This is a genomic window from Xanthobacter dioxanivorans, from assembly GCF_016807805.1.
Classification (GTDB): Bacteria; Pseudomonadota; Alphaproteobacteria; order Rhizobiales; family Xanthobacteraceae; genus Xanthobacter; species Xanthobacter dioxanivorans.
Window position 1 is genome coordinate 5,575,870 of the sequence record NZ_CP063362.1, and the last position, 15,118, is coordinate 5,590,987.

Genomic DNA, 15,118 nt, shown 5'->3' on the forward strand with positions numbered 1-15,118 from the left:
GGCCTGCTATGCGGAAGACGGGCCCATGGGCGTGGCGAGACCCTCGCTGCGCATGAGCGCAGCATCGATCGCCCTGCCGGCTTGCGTCAGCGCATACTCGACGTGCCGGACCCGACCTTCGAGTTCGCGTCGCGTCACGTAGCCGGCGGCCTCCAGGTCCTTCAGTCGCGCCGACAAAACGCGCGCCGAGATCGAGCCCGGAAGCACCCGCCGCAATTGTCCAAAACGCAGCGTACCGTTGCGCGCCAACGCAGCGATGATGTGGCTCATCCATTCCTGAGCGAAAAACTTGAGAAATGGCTCGGCCGGACAGTTTCCGGTACCGATCCTCTTGTCTTCGGTTTCGTCGTCCATGGTTCCGACTGGTATCTTCCCGGTAACTAATGGCCACCGCATCGGCGCGGCGCTAGCCTTCCCCCACCATCTCAACAGGAGATCGAGCCTTGTCAAACGCCGTCGCTGCCCCCGGCGGGATGTTGTTGTCTCCCACGGACCACACCCTGATCATGATCGACTTCCAGTCGCAGATGTCGTTTGCGACCAAGTCTATCGATGCCGTGAACCTGCGCAACAATGCGGCCCTCGTGGCGCATGCGGCGGCGGGCTTCAAGGTTCCCACCATCCTCACCACCGTGGCGGAGAAGAGCTTCTCCGGCCCCATGTTCTCCGAAATCACCGAGGCCTTCCCCGGCCAGGCCCTGCTCGACCGCACCTCCATGAACACGTGGGAGGATGCCGCCGTCATCGCCAAGGTCAACGAGATCGGCAAGAGCCGCATCGTGCTCTCTGGCCTGTGGACCGGGGTCTGCATCGTCGGCCCCGCCTTGTCGGCCATCGAGCAGGGCTTCGAGGTCTATGTGATCGCCGATGCCTGCGGCGATGTCTCGGAAGAGGCGCACGAGCGCGCCATGCAGCGTATGATCCAGGCCGGCGCCCGCCCCATGACGTCCCTGCAGTACCTGCTCGAACTGCAGCGCGACTGGGCCCGCACCGGGACCTACGACATGACCACCGGGATCGCCAAGAAGTTCGGCGGCGCCTACGGCCTCGGCATCATCTACGCCAAGACCATGTTCGGGGCCTCCGAAGGTCATTGAGCATGACCGCAGTCTCATCCGCCACCGGCGCCCCGGCCGGTGGCCTGACCCGCAGGTCCGCTCTTGAAATCGGCGCCGGCGCGGCGCTTGCGGTCGCCTTCGGCCTGCCCATGTCCTCCGCGGCTGCTCGTTCAGCCACGACCAAAGGAACCACAGCCATGCCCTTCGTCACCACAAAAGACGGCGTTGAGATCTTCTACAAGGACTGGGGGCCGAAGGACGCCCAGCCGGTGTTCTTCCACCACGGCTGGCCGCTCTCGTCCGACGACTGGGACGCGCAGATTCTGTTCTTCGTCTCCAAGGGCTTCCGCGTCGTCGCCCATGACCGGCGCGGACACGGCCGCTCGACCCAGGTCAGCGACGGCCACGACATGGACCACTATGCGGCGGATGCGGCGGCCGTAACCGAGCACCTCGACCTGAGGAACGCCGTCCATATCGGCCATTCCACCGGCGGCGGCGAGGCCCTGCACTACACCGTGAAGCACGGCAAGGGCCGCGTCGCCAAGCTGGTGCTCATCGGCGCGGTGCCGCCGCTCATGCTGAAGACCGCGGCGAATCCCGGCGGCCTGCCGATGGAGGTGTTCGACGGCTTCCGCAGCGCCCTCGCGGCCAACCGCGCCCAGTTCTTCCTCGATGTTCCCGCCGGGCCCTTCTACGGCTTCAACCGGCCGGGCGCGCAGGTGTCCCAGGGCGCCATCCAGAACTGGTGGCGGCAGGGCATGGCGGGCGGCGCCAAGGCGCACTATGACGGTATCAAGGCTTTCTCGGAAACCGACTTCACCGAGGACCTGAAGGCCTGCGAGGTGCCCACCCTGGTCATGCACGGCGACGACGACCAGATCGTCCCCATCGCCGATTCCGCGCTCCTGTCGGCCAAGCTGCTGAAGCACGGCACGCTGAAGGTCTATCCGGGGTACCCGCACGGCATGTGCACCACCCATCCCGAGGTGATCAACGCCGACCTGCTCGCCTTCATCAAGGGATGAGGATCCCGGCGCCGGCCCTCGCCGGCCGGCGCCGCCAACCGACCGCGGAGGCCGCATGAAGCTCTATCTCGCCTCGCTGGGCGCCGGCATCCTGGTCGGCATCGTCTACAGCCTCGTCAATGTCCGCTCACCGGCACCGCCGGTGGTGGCGCTCATCGGGCTGTTCGGCATCCTCGTGGGCGAGCAGATCGTGCCGGTGGCGCGCCACCTGCTGAAGGGCGACAGCCTGGCCACCGCCATCGGGCTCGCCGATTGCAGCGACCATGTGCTCGGCCAGCTCCCCGGAAGGCAGGCCGCCGAACCCACCCCTGCGGAGAAACCGCCCCAATCCTAGCCGGGAGCCGCAACATGCCAAACCGTCGCCAGTTCATCGCCGGAGCCGGCCTCTTCGCGGCTGCCGGCTTTTCTCCCTCGACCCCACAGGCGCAGACCATGAGCGAGACCGCCGACCTCATCCTCTACAACGGCAAGGTCACCACCCTCGACCGCGCCAACCCGCAGGCCGAGGCGGTGGCGGTCAAGGACGGGCTGATCCTGTTCGCCGGATCGACCGCCGAGGCCATGCGGCTGGCGGGGCCCGGCACGAAGACCGTCGACGTCGGTGGCCGCCGGATCATTCCCGGCCTCATCGACAGCCACATGCACATCATCCGCGGCGGGCTCAACTACAACATGGAGCTGCGCTGGGACGGGGTACGCTCCCTCGACCACGCCATGGAGATGCTGAAGAAGCAGGTGGCCATCACCCCGCCGCCACAATGGGTGCGGGTGGTGGGCGGCTTCACCGAGCACCAGTTCGCCGAGAAGCGCCTGCCGACGCTGGAGGAGATCAACGCCGCCGCGCCCGACACGCCGGTGTTCATCCTCCATCTCTACGACCGCGCCTTGCTGAACGCCGCCGCCCTGCGCGCCGTGGGCTACACGAAGGACACGCAGAACCCGCCGGGCGGCGAGATCGTGCGCGACGCGGCCGGCAATCCCACCGGCCTGCTCATCGCCCAGCCCAACGCCACCATCCTGTATGCGACGCTGGCGCGGGGGCCGAAGCTGCCGCCCGAGTACCAGAAGAACTCCACCCGCCACTTCATGCGCGAGGTGAACCGGCTCGGCGTCACCTCCGTCATCGATGCCGGCGGCGGCTTCCAGAACTATCCGCAGGACTATTCCATCATCGAGGAGCTGCACCGGGACGGACAGCTCACCGTGCGCATCGCCTACAACCTGTTCACCCAGAAGCCGAAGGAGGAGCTGGCGGACTTCTCCGGCTGGGTCGGGCAGGTGAAGCCCGGACAGGGGGACGACCTCTACCGCAACAACGGCGCCGGCGAGATGCTGGTCTATTCCGCCGCCGACTTCGAGGACTTCCAGGTGGCGCGGCCCGACATGCCGCCGAACATGGAGGCCGACCTGGAGCCGGTCATCCGCCTGCTCGCCGAGAACCGCTGGCCATGGCGCCTGCACGCCACCTATGACGAGACCATCTCCCGCGCCCTCGACGTGTTCGAGAAGGTCAATGCCGACGTGCCGCTCAACGGCCTCAACTGGTTCTTCGACCACGCCGAGACCATCTCCGACCGCAACATCGACCGCATCGCGGCGCTCGGCGGCGGCATCGCCGTGCAGCACCGCATGGCGTTCCAGGGCGAGTACTTCACCGAGCGCTACGGCGCCCGCGCCGCCGAGCGCTCGCCGCCCATACGGCGCATGCTGGAAGCCGGGCTGCCGGTGGGTGCCGGGACCGACGCGACGCGCGTCGCGTCCTACAACCCCTGGGTCTCCCTCTCCTGGCTGGTGACGGGCAGGACGCTGGGCGGCCTGTCCCTCTATCCGCCGTCCAACCTCCTCGACCGCGAGAGCGCCCTGCGCCTGTGGACGCAGGCCAATACCTGGTTCTCCAGCGAGCCCGGCAAGAAGGGGCAGGTGAAGGCCGGCCAGCTCGCCGACCTCGCGGTGCTGTCGGACGACTATTTCTCGGTGCCCGACGATCGGATCCAGGACATCACCGCCGTGCTGACGCTGCTTGGCGGCACTCCGGTCCATGGCGACGGCGACTTCAAGCCGCTGGCTCCCGATCTGCCGCCGGCCATGCCCGACTGGTCGCCGGTGCGCACCTTCGGCGGCTATCAGCAGCGGGCGGAAGCGGGCGGACGCAAATATGCCTTCGCCAGCCTCTGTGGCTGCGCGAATGCCTGCGGCGTGCACGGGCACGCCCACGCGCAGGCCTATCAGGCGAACGTGCCGGCGGCGGACGAGCGCAGCTTCTGGGGTGCGCTCGGCTGCGCCTGCTGGGCGTTCTGAGCGATGGACCTTCTTGCAACGCGTCAGGGGCTGCGCGGCGTCGCGCGGCGCCTCCTGTCCCCCGCTCCGGTGCGGTTCCTCGCGCTCCTCGCCTTATGCGGGGCCTACCTGCAGGGCGGCATCAACAAGGCGATGGATTTTCCCTCCGCCATGGCGGAGATGGGGCATTTCGGCCTCGCCCCCGCCGCCCCCTTCGCCGTCGCGGTGATCGCGCTGGAGCTCGGGGCCTCGGCGATGATCCTCGCCGGGTTCGGCCGCTGGCTCGGCGCGCTGGGGCTCGCCGGCTTCACCCTTATGGCGAGCCTCCTCGCCAACCGCTTCTGGGAGATGGCCATGCCGGAGCGGTTCTTCGCCGCCAATGCCTTCTTCGAGCATCTCGGCCTCGCCGGCGCCTTCGTGCTCGTCGCGTGGTACGATCTGGCCCACCGCGCGTGAGGGACTGACCTTGAGCGATACGGCACCCTCTCCCTCCCCGCGCCCCGCCTCCGGCGGCAGCTTCGCGCCCCTGCGACGGCCGGTGTTCGCCGTGCTGTGGGGCGCCACGGTGCTGGGCAACACGGGCACCTTCATGCGCGACGTGGCGAGCGCCTGGCTCGTCACCGACCTCTCCGCCTCGCCGGCCGCCGTGGCCGCCGTTCAGGCCGCCGGCATGTTGCCGATCTTCCTCCTTGCCATCCCCGCCGGCGTGCTCTCCGACATCCTCGACCGCCGGCGCTTCCTCATGGTGGTCCAGCTCCTGCTGGCGATGGTGAGCCTCTCGCTCCTGCTGCTGGCGGCGTCCGGTCTGATGAGCGTGTCGGCCCTCATCGGCCTCACCTTCCTCGGCGGCATCGGCGCCGCGCTGGTGGCGCCCACCTGGCAATCCATCGTGCCGGAGCTGGTGCCCCGCGGCGAGCTGAAGAGCGCGGTGGCCCTCAACTCGCTGGGCATCAACATCGCCCGCTCCATCGGTCCGGCGACCGGCGGACTGCTGCTCGCGGCGTTCGGTGCGGCGGTGACCTATGGCGTGGACGTGGCCAGCTATGTCGTCGTCATCGCCGCCTTGGCGTGGTGGAAGCGGGCGCCCGCCGCCGAGGACGCGCTGGACGAGCGCTTCGCCGGCGCCTTCCGCGCCGGCCTGCGCTATGCCCGCTCCAGCCGCGAGCTGCACGTGGTGCTGCTGCGGGCGGTGGTGTTCTTTGCCTTCGCCAGCTCCATCTGGGCACTGCTGCCTTTGGTGACGCGCGACCTGCTGCGCGGCGACGCCGCCTTCTACGGCCTTCTGCTCGGCTCGGTCGGGATGGGCGCCATTCTCGGCGCGCTGGCTCTGCCGAAGCTGCGCGACCGGCTGGATTCCGATGGCCTGATGCTGGCCGCCGCCATCGTCAGCGGGGTTGCCGCTGGCGCGCTCGCCCTCGCCCCGCCCCGCTGGGCGGCGGTGCCGATCCTCATCGCCATGGGCGGCGCCTGGATCATCGCGCTGACGACGCTGAACGCCACCGCCCAGTCGATCCTGCCCAACTGGGTGCGCGGCCGGGCGCTGGCGGTCTACCTCACCGTCTTCAATGGCGCCATGGCCGGCGGCAGCCTCGCCTGGGGCCTCATCGCCCAGCAGATCGGGCTCGCCACCACTCTCACCATTTCCGGCGCCGGCCTTGTCCTCACCGGCTTCCTCGCCCATCGCGTGCGCCTGCCCAAGGGGGAGGCGGATCTGGCGCCCTCGAACCACTGGCCGGAGCCGATGATGGCGACGCCGGTGGAAGGCGATCGCGGCCCGGTGCTGATCCAGGTGGAATACCATGTCAGCCCGGACGATCGCATCGCGTTCCTCGCCGCGCTGCGCCGGCTGTCCCTCGCGCGACGGCGCGACGGCGCCTATGCCTGGGGGGTCACGGAGGATGCGGCCGCCCCCACGCTTGTCGTCGAGTGGTTCCTTGTCGAATCCTGGGCCGAGCACCTGCGCCAGCACCGTCGCACCTCCCACGCCGACGCCGACGTGCAGAAGGAACTGCTGGCGTTCCAGATCACCGGCACGGCACCTCTCGTCCGCCACCTGATCACCCTGAATGGCGGCCACGAGGGATGATGATCGCGCGACTGTCGCCGCTCAGTCCGCGCGGCGCTCCCCGGTCCTTGATCGAGGACAGCGGGAAGTCGGCAGCAAGGCCGGCCGGGCCGCCCGGGCGCTGCGCCCGGCGCGATGGGGCAGCAGCCGGGTGTCCGCCACCCCGGCCCCTGCTCGGAAAAGAAAACCCCCCACTTGAAAGCAACACAAAGTTGTCTAAGCTTGCGAGGCTGCCTCAATATTCGGCAGCACGGCAACTGCGTCGACGCTGATCGGCGTCGACCCTTCCCAGCCACAGGAAGGGACGCCCCAATGAGATGCCCGCCGATACCGCACGACGAAGAGGAGCGGCTCGCGTCCCTCCTTGATTACGGCTTCGGTGACGAGCGCCCGCTTCCAGACCTTGACCCGGTGGCCCGCATCGCGGTGCGCATTTTCCGCATGCCCATCGCCGCAGTGAACATGATCGGCAGCGATCACGTCTTCTTCGCCGCCAGCGTTGGTACCGACGACGACATGGACAAGGCGCGCGACGTCTCCTTCTGCGCCCATGCCATCACGCAGGACGACGTGATGGTGGTACTCGATGCGCTGAAGGACGAGCGCTTCCACGACAACCCGCTGGTGACGGGAAAGCACGCCGTAAGGTTCTATGCCGGCGTCCCCCTGCGATCCCTCGCCGGCCGTGCGCTCGGCGTGCTCTGCATCATCGACACCAGGCCCCACCGGCACTTCGCGCCGGAAGATCGCAAGCGCTTGCGGGAGCTGGCGCGCATGGCCAGCGATCGCCTGGAACTGCGTCGCGTCGAGGTGGCGGGCATCCGCGAGGAAGCCACCCGAGCGCATGAGGCCGCGGCGGCCGCCTCCGTGCCGGACCAGATGGAACTGTCCCGCCTGGCCAAGATCGATCCCCTTACCGGACTGCCCAATCGCAAGCAGTTCTATTGCAACGTCGAAGCCGTCCTGCTCGCAGCGGAGCCGTCGGCGGTGATCATGCTCGACCTCGACGGCTTCAAGGACGTGAACAACATTCTCGGGCCGGCCACCGGCGACGAGATCCTGCACTCGGTGGCGGCCCGGCTAAAGTGCGCGGCCGGCGAGAACTGTACCGTCGCGCGCGTCGGCGGCGACGAGTTCGCCATCCTCGCCTGCCCCGTCCAGGAGGAGGAGGCGCGCCAGTTGGCCAGCCGCGCGCTCGCGCAGGTGGCCGAGCCGATCCCCGTCGGCGGCCAGGACGTCCGCATCTCCGCGAGCTGCGGCATCGCCCTGTCGCCACGCCATGCGCAAGAGGCGGTCGAGCTCATCGGCAATGCCGACCTCGCCCTGTATCAGGCCAAGATCGGCGGGAGCGGGCGCTCATCCATGTATGCCAAGGAATTCCGGGCGGAGGCTGCGGAGCGCCGAGTCTATGGCATGGAACTCCACAGGGCAGTGACCAACGGCGAGCTGCTGCTGTTCTACCAGCCGCAGATCCGGCTGTCCGACAATACTGTCGCTGGCGCCGAAGCCCTCATAAGGTGGCTGCATCCCACGCGCGGTCTTCTGCCTCCCGCCGCCTTCCTGCCCGCGCTGGAGGCCGGTCCGCTGGCAACCGTGGTCGGGGCCTGGGTCATCGACGAGGCGTCCGCGCAGGCGGCCCGCTGGATTCGCCGCGGTGCGACGGACTTCCGGATGGCCGTGAACCTCTTCGGTGTTCAGCTGCGCTCCGGCGACCTGCCCAAGACGGTGACGGAAACGCTGGCCCGGCACGGCCTGCCCCTGCACGCGCTCGAGATCGAGATCACCGAGAATATCGTGCTGACCCGCGACGATGCGGTGCTGGACGCCCTGCACCGCCTGCGCGACATGGGTGTGCAAGTGGCGTTCGATGATTTCGGCACGGGCTATGCGTCCCTGAGCCTGCTGACGCAGTATCCCCTGACCCGCATCAAGATCGACCGCAGCTTCGTGCAGAACATGCTGCAGTCCCCACGCGACGCCTCCATCATTTCAGCCATCGTGGACATGGCGCGGGCGCTTGGCCTGGAGACCACGGCGGAAGGCATCGAGACCGAGGCGCAGCGCGACTATCTGAAGGCACAGCACTGCACCGACGGGCAGGGCTACCTGTTCGGCAAGCCCATGCCCGCTGCGACATTCGAGAACATTTTCTGCCACTATCCCGAGCCGCCGCGGAGAGCAGCCACGGGCTGATGCGCCCACAACGAGAAGCCCAGGCCGAGCACAATCCGGCCCCGGAGAGACGCCCCGCCGGGACGCGGCAGCAAACGATCGATTCGATGAAGGCGATGCGGGCGAAGCGACCGAACGGACGAATGCCCATGGAATCAGCGCTGCGGCTGGAACCGCAGCGGCGCGATGCGCCGACGCGTGGGCGGCACCGCGCCCTGTGTGCCTCAGTGGGGACGGATGGCAGCTGATCCGAATCGAGGCGAGCCCGGTGCGTCGGCATCGTGCCGCTCGATGCGCACCACCGGAAGAATGACGATCTCCGCCCCTCCGGGGCGCTCCGCCTCGGCGCGCCGACGCCCGCTTGCCTGTCCGCGAACGGGCGTGCGGCGTGCCGTGGAGAACGCAATGACCGTACTCATGCCCTCCTCCTTCTGCAAACGGGAGCCGTGACCATAACGTCGCGACCGCCGTTATGGTTTCGCAGGCGTTAACGGCGCATTAACGATGACGCAGGGGAAGACGACGAGGCGGCTCCAGCAAGCCCCGTGTCGTCAAGGCGCCGAACCGTGCTGTACGTGAACATGGTCCCGCGAGCGGCGCGCCGCGTCCTGCGAAAATGCCCGAAGTTGCGACGCCGCACGTGGACCGCTCACGTGGTGCCCCCCGTACGCCAGGAGCCGCCGCGCAACCATCCCCCGGCCACGCGCGTGCATCCGACCCCGAGCAAGCCGCACGCGCGGGTGGGAAGGCCCTTCAGGGCGTGACGAGATCCAGGAAATGGCGCCCGGCGCGATCCTCGATGTCGACCACATAGATGTCGGGATCGAATTTCAGCTCCCGCACGAGGCGCGCGTCGGCATCCGCCTCCGGACGGCCCGGCTCCACGATCATCGCGAACTTGCGGTCGGCCGGGAACGAGTCGTCGAAGGCGCTCTGCGGGGCCGGGCCGTAGAGGGCGGCGGTGCCGTCGAGGCGTGAGACCTTGACGAAGATGGCGCCCGCCTCCTCCGCTCCACGCCGGACCATGACGGCATAGGCGCCCTCCACCTGGGCGCGGCGGATGAGGGCGGAGACGAAGATATCGCTCTTCAGCCGCATGGCACGGGGCCCCGCATCAGTTGACCGGCATCCCGGAGACGGCAGCCAACTCCCGCACGAGGCGGTCGGAGACCTCCCCGTCGGCGGTCAGGTTGCGGTCGCGCTGGAAGCGCAGCACCGCGCTGCGGGTTTCCCCTCCCGGCAGTCCATCCACCTTGAGCGGGCCGTAGCCCAGCTTGGCGAGGGCCTTCTGCACCGAGAGGATGCGCGGCGAGGCCGGGACCTCGCCGGGCGGCCTCAGGGTACCGGTGACGTCCGGCGCCGTGCCGAGGGCAGCCAGCGGGCGGCGCACCGAATCGGCACGGTGGTCGGTCCGGGTCAGACCGGGACCGGGCGTCGCCGGCACCAGGGGCACCGGTGCCTCGGCCGTGGTGGTGCGCACCGAAAGATAGCCCAGCGAGCCGTTGGTGGCGCCGCCCGATGGCACGGTGCCGGCCATGGGGTTGGCCGGCGGAAGCGGCACCGTGGTGCGGCTGGCCTTCGCCCGGTCGAGAGCCTGGATGGCACCGGCCGGACGCGCCTCGGGCAAGGGCGCGCCGGGGGGCGGCGCCTGGAGCAGCAGGGCATTCACCAGGAAGCCGCCGGACGCGGCCAGTGCCACCGCCCCGGCGACGAAATCAAGCCGCCGGAGCCGGCGCCCCTCGCGTTCCGCCTCGTCCGCCGGCGGCAGTTCGGCGGCGACATCCTGCGTGGAAGCCTGCAAAACCGGTTCGAGCCTCATGCCAACCTCTTCACGCGGGCCTCGTCCAGCCGGGCCGGGAACGGCGCGACCACGTCGTTCGTCCATCCGGGCTGGATGGCGCCGTCCGCCTCCGCCAGAGGCAGGCCGACGATGACGCTGGTACCGCGCCCGGGCGCGCTGTGTACCTGCAAGTCTCCCCCATGCAGCTTAACGAGCCCCTTCACCACCGCGATGCCGAGGCCGCTGCCCCGCGCCCGCTGGGTACAGTCCCCGGCCTGGAAGAAAGGTTCGCCGAGGCGTGCCACGTCCTCGGCGCGCATGCCGGGACCCGTGTCGCGGACACGGATGGTGAGCTCGTTGCCCTGCGCGCGCACCGCCACCTGCACCCGCCCGCCGGCGGGGGTGAACTTCACGGCGTTGGAGAGCAGGTTGAGCACGATCTGCCGCAGCGCCCTGCGGTCCGCATCGATGGCGGGCAGGCGGGCCGGCGCGCGGGTGCGCACGGCGACGCCGGTTCGGCCGGCATCGAGGGCGACCATCTCGACGCAGCTCTCCACGAGGGCCGCGACATCGATGGTCTCGCGTTCCAGCACATAGGCCCCCGCCTCCACCCGCGAGAGGTCCAGGATGTCGTTGACGAGGCCCAGCAGGTGCTGGCCGCTCTCATGGATGATGCGCGCATAATCCTGCTTGCGGGCGTCATCGAGCGGCGCGCCGGACGGGCTCGCGAGCAGTTCGGAGAAGCCGAGAATGGCATTGAGCGGCGTGCGCAGCTCGTGGCTCATGGCGGCGAGGAAGTGGCTCTTGGCGGCGTTCGCCTCCTCTGCCTCGGCGCGCGCGCGGGCCGCCGCGTCCGCCTTGAGGCGCTCGACATTGGCCGCCTGCCACGGCGCGGACCAAACCACTCGCACCCCGCCCGAGCGCAGCGGCTGGCAGCGCGCCTCCAGCGTCATGAAGGAGGGAGCGACATCGGCGCCCGTATCGCAGCGCAGGCGCAGGTTGAGCAGGACCGGCCGGCCACGCGCCGCGACCTGCACCGCGGAGAGGAAGGCGGGACGATCCGCCACCAGGACGCGGTCGAACAGCATCTGGCCGAGCAGCGCCTCGGCCGGGGTATCGGCGAAGGGGCCGTCCCTGGCGTCCACGGCGAGCACGTCGCCGCGCGGGCCATGGCTGGTGACCAGGAGCGAACCGGCCGGCACGGCGGTCTCGCTCGCGCGGCCCGCCGCCCGCGCGATGCCCGCCGCCACCGCGGCGAGGGCGCCGCAGACGAGGCCGGAGGCCAGGAGGATGAGGGCGTTGAGTTCGGCCCCGCGCATGAGGCCAGAAACCTGGGACACCAGCGCGATGGCGCCGCAGGCCAGCGCGAGCATGCCCAGCGCCGCCAGCACCGCGGCGGTGACCCGGCCCAGCACCGCGAGGCGCGGAAGCGTGTCGCCGCCGGCGTCGGACGCCGGTGCCCTGCGCAATGGTTCGCCCTGCTCGCCGCTGCCGAGGTGACGCACGTCGCCCCCTGTGAAGTGATCCGCCGCGGGTCGATTCCCTGCGGGGTGCCCCTGCCCGCAAGATCGCCGCCCGCTGGGAAAACCATGCCACGCCAGCCTTTAAGCGAACGCTAAATCGCCCGACTGGTGCGCCGCAGCGTTAACGATGTCTTGAAAAGTCGTCGGGGGCCGGCGCCCTCGGGACCCCCGCCGGGGCGCCGTTCTGGTATCTTTCGAGGGCGTTCGGAACCTCCGGCGCCGTGAGTGAGGGAGCCATGTTCTTCCTGTTTCGCCTGGCCTTCTGGATCGGCCTCGTGCTGCTGCTCCTGCCCCTTGGCCTGAAGGGCTCGGATGGGCAGGCGGTGAGCGTGTTCGACGCGCTCGGCGCGGCGCAGTCGGTGGTGGCCGACATGCGCGGCTTCTGCGAACGCCAGCCGCAGGCCTGCGCGGTGGGTGGGCAGATGGCGACCCATCTCGCGGAAAAGGCGCAGGTGGGGGCGAAATGGCTCTACCAGGCGCTCGGGTCGACGGAGCGCGAGAACCCGCCGGCCGGCGTCCCCGGCCCGTCACCCGCCGGCCAGTCCGGCGCGCTCGAACTCACCCCACAGGATCTCCTGCCCGCCTGGGGCGGTGGCGAGAATGGACGCACCGTCACGCCCGGCAACGCGCCGCAGCCCGCCGCTCCCACCGGCCCGCCGCTCCCGCCGCGTCGCCCCGCCTGAAGCGGGCGATCCGCGGGACGCGCCGTCCTCGCCGGAACGGCAGACCCCTGTCCAACCGCCATGGCCGGGCATGGCTCCGGCCATTCATGTCCTGCCGTCCAGCACCGTTTTTCAAGGTGTCCCGGCTATGCCCCCCCGGGGGCCCGGACCGGGGCCGGGCATGACGCCCGTCCCGGAACGTGGCCATTCAAACGCTCCTGGAAGGCCGGCGACGATCCATTCGGGACGTCTTGGCGGGGGCTCAACCCGCCGTCTGCGCCTCGGCCACCGCCACGGCCGTCATGTTGACGATGCCACGGGCGGTGATGGAGGGGCCGAGGATGTGCACCGGCTTCGCGGTGCCCATCAGGATCGGCCCCACGGGGAGTGCGTCGCCCAGCACCTTGATCATGTTGTAGGCGATGTCGGCGGCGTCGAGGTCGGGCATCACCAGCACGTTGGCGACGCCGTTCAGCGACGAGTTGGGGAAGCTGTGGCGGCGGATATCCTCCACCAGCGCCGCATCCGCCTGCATCTCCCCGTCCACCTGCAGGCCCGGTTCCCGCTCGCGCACGATGGCGAGGGCCGCACGCACGCGCTTGGCCGAGAGCGTCTCGTGGCTGCCGAAGTTGGAGTGGGACAAAAGCGCGACTCGCGGCTCCAGGCCGAAGCGGCGCACGTGGGCGGCGGCGAGCACGGTCATCTCGGCCAGATCGGCGGCGGTGGGCTCGGTCTGGATCTGCGTGTCGCAGATGAAGAAGTTGCCCTTGGGCGTGATGAGCAGCGACAGCGCCGCCAGTTCCTTCACCCCCGGCGCGAGGCCGATGATGTCGCGCACCTGGCGCAGATGCCGGGTGAAGCGGCCCTCGATGCCGCACAGCATGGCGTCGGCCTCGCCGCGATGCATCATGAGGGCGCCGATGACCGTGGGATGGGTGCGCACGAGGGTGCGCGCCGCGTCCGGGGTCACGCCGCGGCGGCCGGCCACCTCCACATAGGTGCGCACATAGTCGCGGTAGCGCGGATCGTCCTCGGGATTGATGAGGTCGAAATCGTGGCCGGTGCGGATGGACAGGCCGAAGCGCTTGATGCGGGCCTCCAGCACGTTGGGGCGGGCGACGAGGGTGGGACGGGCGATGCCTTCCTCCACCACGGCCTGCACGGCGCGCAGCACCCGCTCGTCCTCGCCCTCGGCATAGACCACCCGCTTCATGTTGCGCTTCGCCTGCGCGAACAGGGGCCGCATGATGAAGCCGGAGCGGAAGACGAAATGGTCGAGCCGCTCGATATAGGCGTCCATGTCGGCGATGGGCCGCGTGGCGATGCCGGTGTCCATGGCCGCCTTGGCCACCGCCGGCGCGATGCGCAGGATGAGGCGCGGGTCGAACGGCGAGGGAATGAGCGAATCCGGACCGAAGGAGCGGGTCTCCCCGCCATAGGCACGGGCCACCACGTCGGAGGGCGTCTCGCGGGCGAGCGCGGCGATGGCCTCCACCGCCGCCATCTTCATCTCGGCATTGATGTCGGTCGCCCCCACGTCCAGCGCCCCGCGGAAGATGTAGGGGAAGCACAGGACGTTGTTGACCTGGTTGGCGAAGTCCGAGCGGCCGGTGCAGATCATGGCGTCGGGCCGCGCCTCGCGGGCGAGCTCGGGCATGATCTCGGGGGTCGGGTTTGCGAGGGCGAGGATGAGCGGGTGGTCCGCCATCTTCTTCACCATCTCGGGCGTCAGCACCCCGCCGGCGGACAGGCCGAGGAAGATGTGCGCGCCGTCGATCACCTCGTCCAGGGTCCGCTTGTCGGTCTTCTGGGCGTAGATCTCCTTGTAGGGATCCATGAGGGTGTTGCGGCCCTCATAAACCAGGCCCTCGATGTCGCAGACCCAGATGTTTTCCTTCTTCGCGCCGAGCGTGACGAGCAGGTTGAGGCAGGCGAGCGCCGCCGCCCCCGCGCCGGAGGCGACGATCTTCAGATCCTCGATCTTGCGGTTGCCCACCTCCAGCGCGTTGCGCACCGCGGCACCGACGATGATGGCCGTGCCGTGCTGGTCGTCGTGGAAGACCGGGATCTTCATCCGCTCGCGCAGCAGGCGCTCCACCTCGAAGCACTCGGGCGCCTTGATGTCTTCCAGGTTGATGCCGCCGAAGGTGGGCTCCAGCGCGCTCACCACGTCCACCATCCGCTCGACGGTGAGGGCGTCGATCTCGATGTCGAACACGTCGATGCCGGCGAATTTCTTGAACAGGACAGCCTTGCCCTCCATCACCGGCTTGCCGGCGAGCGGGCCGATGTTGCCGAGGCCCAGCACCGCCGTGCCGTTGGAGACGACGGCGACGAGATTCGCGCGGATGGTGAGCTCGGCGGCCAGCAGCGGGTCGGCGGCGATGGCTTCGCAGGCGGCGGCGACGCCGGGGGAATAGGCGAGGGCGAGATCACGCTGGTTGCCCAGCGGCTTGGTGGCCTGGATCTCCAGCTTTCCCGGCCTCGGCAAACGGTGATAGACGAGCGCGCCCGAACGCAGATCCTCGGAAATATTGGACGCCATACCCGTCC

Annotated in this window: 14 protein-coding genes; 8 read left to right on the plus strand and 6 right to left on the minus strand. The window is 69.5% G+C overall.

Features of this window, described 5'->3' with window-relative positions; translation table 11 throughout:
• Positions 1–6 precede the first annotated feature (6 nt).
• Positions 7–354, minus strand: a complete 348-nt coding sequence (locus EZH22_RS25995; RefSeq protein ID WP_203193266.1) for a winged helix-turn-helix transcriptional regulator — start codon at positions 352–354, stop codon at positions 7–9.
• A 119-nt stretch (positions 355–473) separates the two neighbouring features.
• Here EZH22_RS25995 and EZH22_RS26000 point away from each other — a divergent pair, with 119 nt between their 5' ends.
• The 7 genes from EZH22_RS26000 to EZH22_RS26030 all read left to right on the plus strand — a co-directional run bounded on the left by EZH22_RS26000 (position 474) and on the right by EZH22_RS26030 (position 8,621).
• Positions 474–1,097, plus strand: a complete 624-nt coding sequence (locus EZH22_RS26000) for a hydrolase (RefSeq protein ID WP_203196771.1) — start codon at positions 474–476, stop codon at positions 1,095–1,097.
• A gap of 158 nt (positions 1,098–1,255) precedes the next feature.
• Positions 1,256–2,086, plus strand: coding sequence for an alpha/beta fold hydrolase (locus EZH22_RS26005; protein ID WP_203196772.1), 831 nt, complete (start codon positions 1,256–1,258; stop codon positions 2,084–2,086).
• A gap of 55 nt (positions 2,087–2,141) precedes the next feature.
• Positions 2,142–2,420: a XapX domain-containing protein gene (locus tag EZH22_RS26010; protein ID WP_203193267.1), complete on the plus strand. Its 279-nt coding sequence runs from the start codon at positions 2,142–2,144 to the stop codon at positions 2,418–2,420.
• 14 nt (positions 2,421–2,434) lie between these two features.
• Entirely contained in the window at positions 2,435–4,384 is a 1,950-nt protein-coding gene (locus EZH22_RS26015) for an amidohydrolase (protein ID WP_203193268.1), read from the plus strand.
• Between the two features lie 3 nt (positions 4,385–4,387).
• Entirely contained in the window at positions 4,388–4,819 is a 432-nt protein-coding gene (locus EZH22_RS26020) for a DoxX family protein (RefSeq protein ID WP_203193269.1), read from the plus strand.
• Between the two features lie 10 nt (positions 4,820–4,829).
• On the plus strand, positions 4,830–6,449 hold the full coding sequence (locus EZH22_RS26025; RefSeq protein ID WP_231711157.1) for an MFS transporter: 1,620 nt from the start codon (positions 4,830–4,832) through the stop codon (positions 6,447–6,449).
• Positions 6,450–6,740: 291 nt separating this feature from the next.
• Entirely contained in the window at positions 6,741–8,621 is a 1,881-nt protein-coding gene (locus tag EZH22_RS26030; protein ID WP_203193271.1) for a putative bifunctional diguanylate cyclase/phosphodiesterase, read from the plus strand.
• A gap of 203 nt (positions 8,622–8,824) precedes the next feature.
• On the opposite strand, the gene EZH22_RS26035 is transcribed toward EZH22_RS26030, so the two are convergent.
• From EZH22_RS26035 to EZH22_RS26050, 4 genes are all read right to left on the minus strand, one after another.
• A complete protein-coding gene (locus EZH22_RS26035) occupies positions 8,825–9,019 on the minus strand; it encodes a hypothetical protein (RefSeq protein WP_203193272.1) in 195 nt (64 codons plus the stop codon).
• Positions 9,020–9,353: 334 nt separating this feature from the next.
• Complete coding sequence (locus EZH22_RS26040) at positions 9,354–9,698, minus strand: DUF1491 family protein (RefSeq protein WP_203193273.1); 345 nt, start codon at positions 9,696–9,698, stop codon at positions 9,354–9,356.
• Between the two features lie 16 nt (positions 9,699–9,714).
• Complete coding sequence (locus tag EZH22_RS26045) at positions 9,715–10,419, minus strand: peptidoglycan-binding domain-containing protein (RefSeq protein ID WP_203193274.1); 705 nt, start codon at positions 10,417–10,419, stop codon at positions 9,715–9,717.
• Positions 10,416–11,885: a sensor histidine kinase gene (locus tag EZH22_RS26050; protein WP_203193275.1), complete on the minus strand. Its 1,470-nt coding sequence runs from the start codon at positions 11,883–11,885 to the stop codon at positions 10,416–10,418. Before EZH22_RS26050 ends, EZH22_RS26045 begins: the two co-directional genes overlap by 4 nt.
• A 254-nt stretch (positions 11,886–12,139) precedes the next feature.
• Here EZH22_RS26050 and EZH22_RS26055 point away from each other — a divergent pair, with 254 nt between their 5' ends.
• On the plus strand, positions 12,140–12,586 hold the full coding sequence (locus EZH22_RS26055) for a DUF5330 domain-containing protein (RefSeq protein ID WP_203193276.1): 447 nt from the start codon (positions 12,140–12,142) through the stop codon (positions 12,584–12,586).
• Positions 12,587–12,827: 241 nt separating this feature from the next.
• On the opposite strand, the gene EZH22_RS26060 is transcribed toward EZH22_RS26055, so the two are convergent.
• Positions 12,828–15,110, minus strand: a complete 2,283-nt coding sequence (locus EZH22_RS26060) for an NADP-dependent malic enzyme (protein WP_269902893.1) — start codon at positions 15,108–15,110, stop codon at positions 12,828–12,830.
• Between the last annotated feature and the right edge of the window lie 8 nt (positions 15,111–15,118).

Coding starts and splice junctions, on each gene's coding strand:
- EZH22_RS26035 (WP_203193272.1), bottom strand. CDS start 9,019: ATGAGTACGGTCATTGCGTTCTCCACGGCACGCCGCACGCCCGTTCGC.
- EZH22_RS25995 (WP_203193266.1), bottom strand. CDS start 354: ATGGACGACGAAACCGAAGACAAGAGGATCGGTACCGGAAACTGTCCG.
- EZH22_RS26000 (WP_203196771.1), top strand. CDS start 474: ATGTTGTTGTCTCCCACGGACCACACCCTGATCATGATCGACTTCCAG.
- EZH22_RS26005 (WP_203196772.1), top strand. CDS start 1,256: ATGCCCTTCGTCACCACAAAAGACGGCGTTGAGATCTTCTACAAGGAC.
- EZH22_RS26055 (WP_203193276.1), top strand. CDS start 12,140: ATGTTCTTCCTGTTTCGCCTGGCCTTCTGGATCGGCCTCGTGCTGCTG.
- EZH22_RS26045 (WP_203193274.1), bottom strand. CDS start 10,419: ATGAGGCTCGAACCGGTTTTGCAGGCTTCCACGCAGGATGTCGCCGCC.
- EZH22_RS26060 (WP_269902893.1), bottom strand. CDS start 15,110: ATGGCGTCCAATATTTCCGAGGATCTGCGTTCGGGCGCGCTCGTCTAT.
- EZH22_RS26020 (WP_203193269.1), top strand. CDS start 4,388: ATGGACCTTCTTGCAACGCGTCAGGGGCTGCGCGGCGTCGCGCGGCGC.
- EZH22_RS26015 (WP_203193268.1), top strand. CDS start 2,435: ATGCCAAACCGTCGCCAGTTCATCGCCGGAGCCGGCCTCTTCGCGGCT.
- EZH22_RS26030 (WP_203193271.1), top strand. CDS start 6,741: ATGAGATGCCCGCCGATACCGCACGACGAAGAGGAGCGGCTCGCGTCC.
- EZH22_RS26010 (WP_203193267.1), top strand. CDS start 2,142: ATGAAGCTCTATCTCGCCTCGCTGGGCGCCGGCATCCTGGTCGGCATC.
- EZH22_RS26040 (WP_203193273.1), bottom strand. CDS start 9,698: ATGCGGCTGAAGAGCGATATCTTCGTCTCCGCCCTCATCCGCCGCGCC.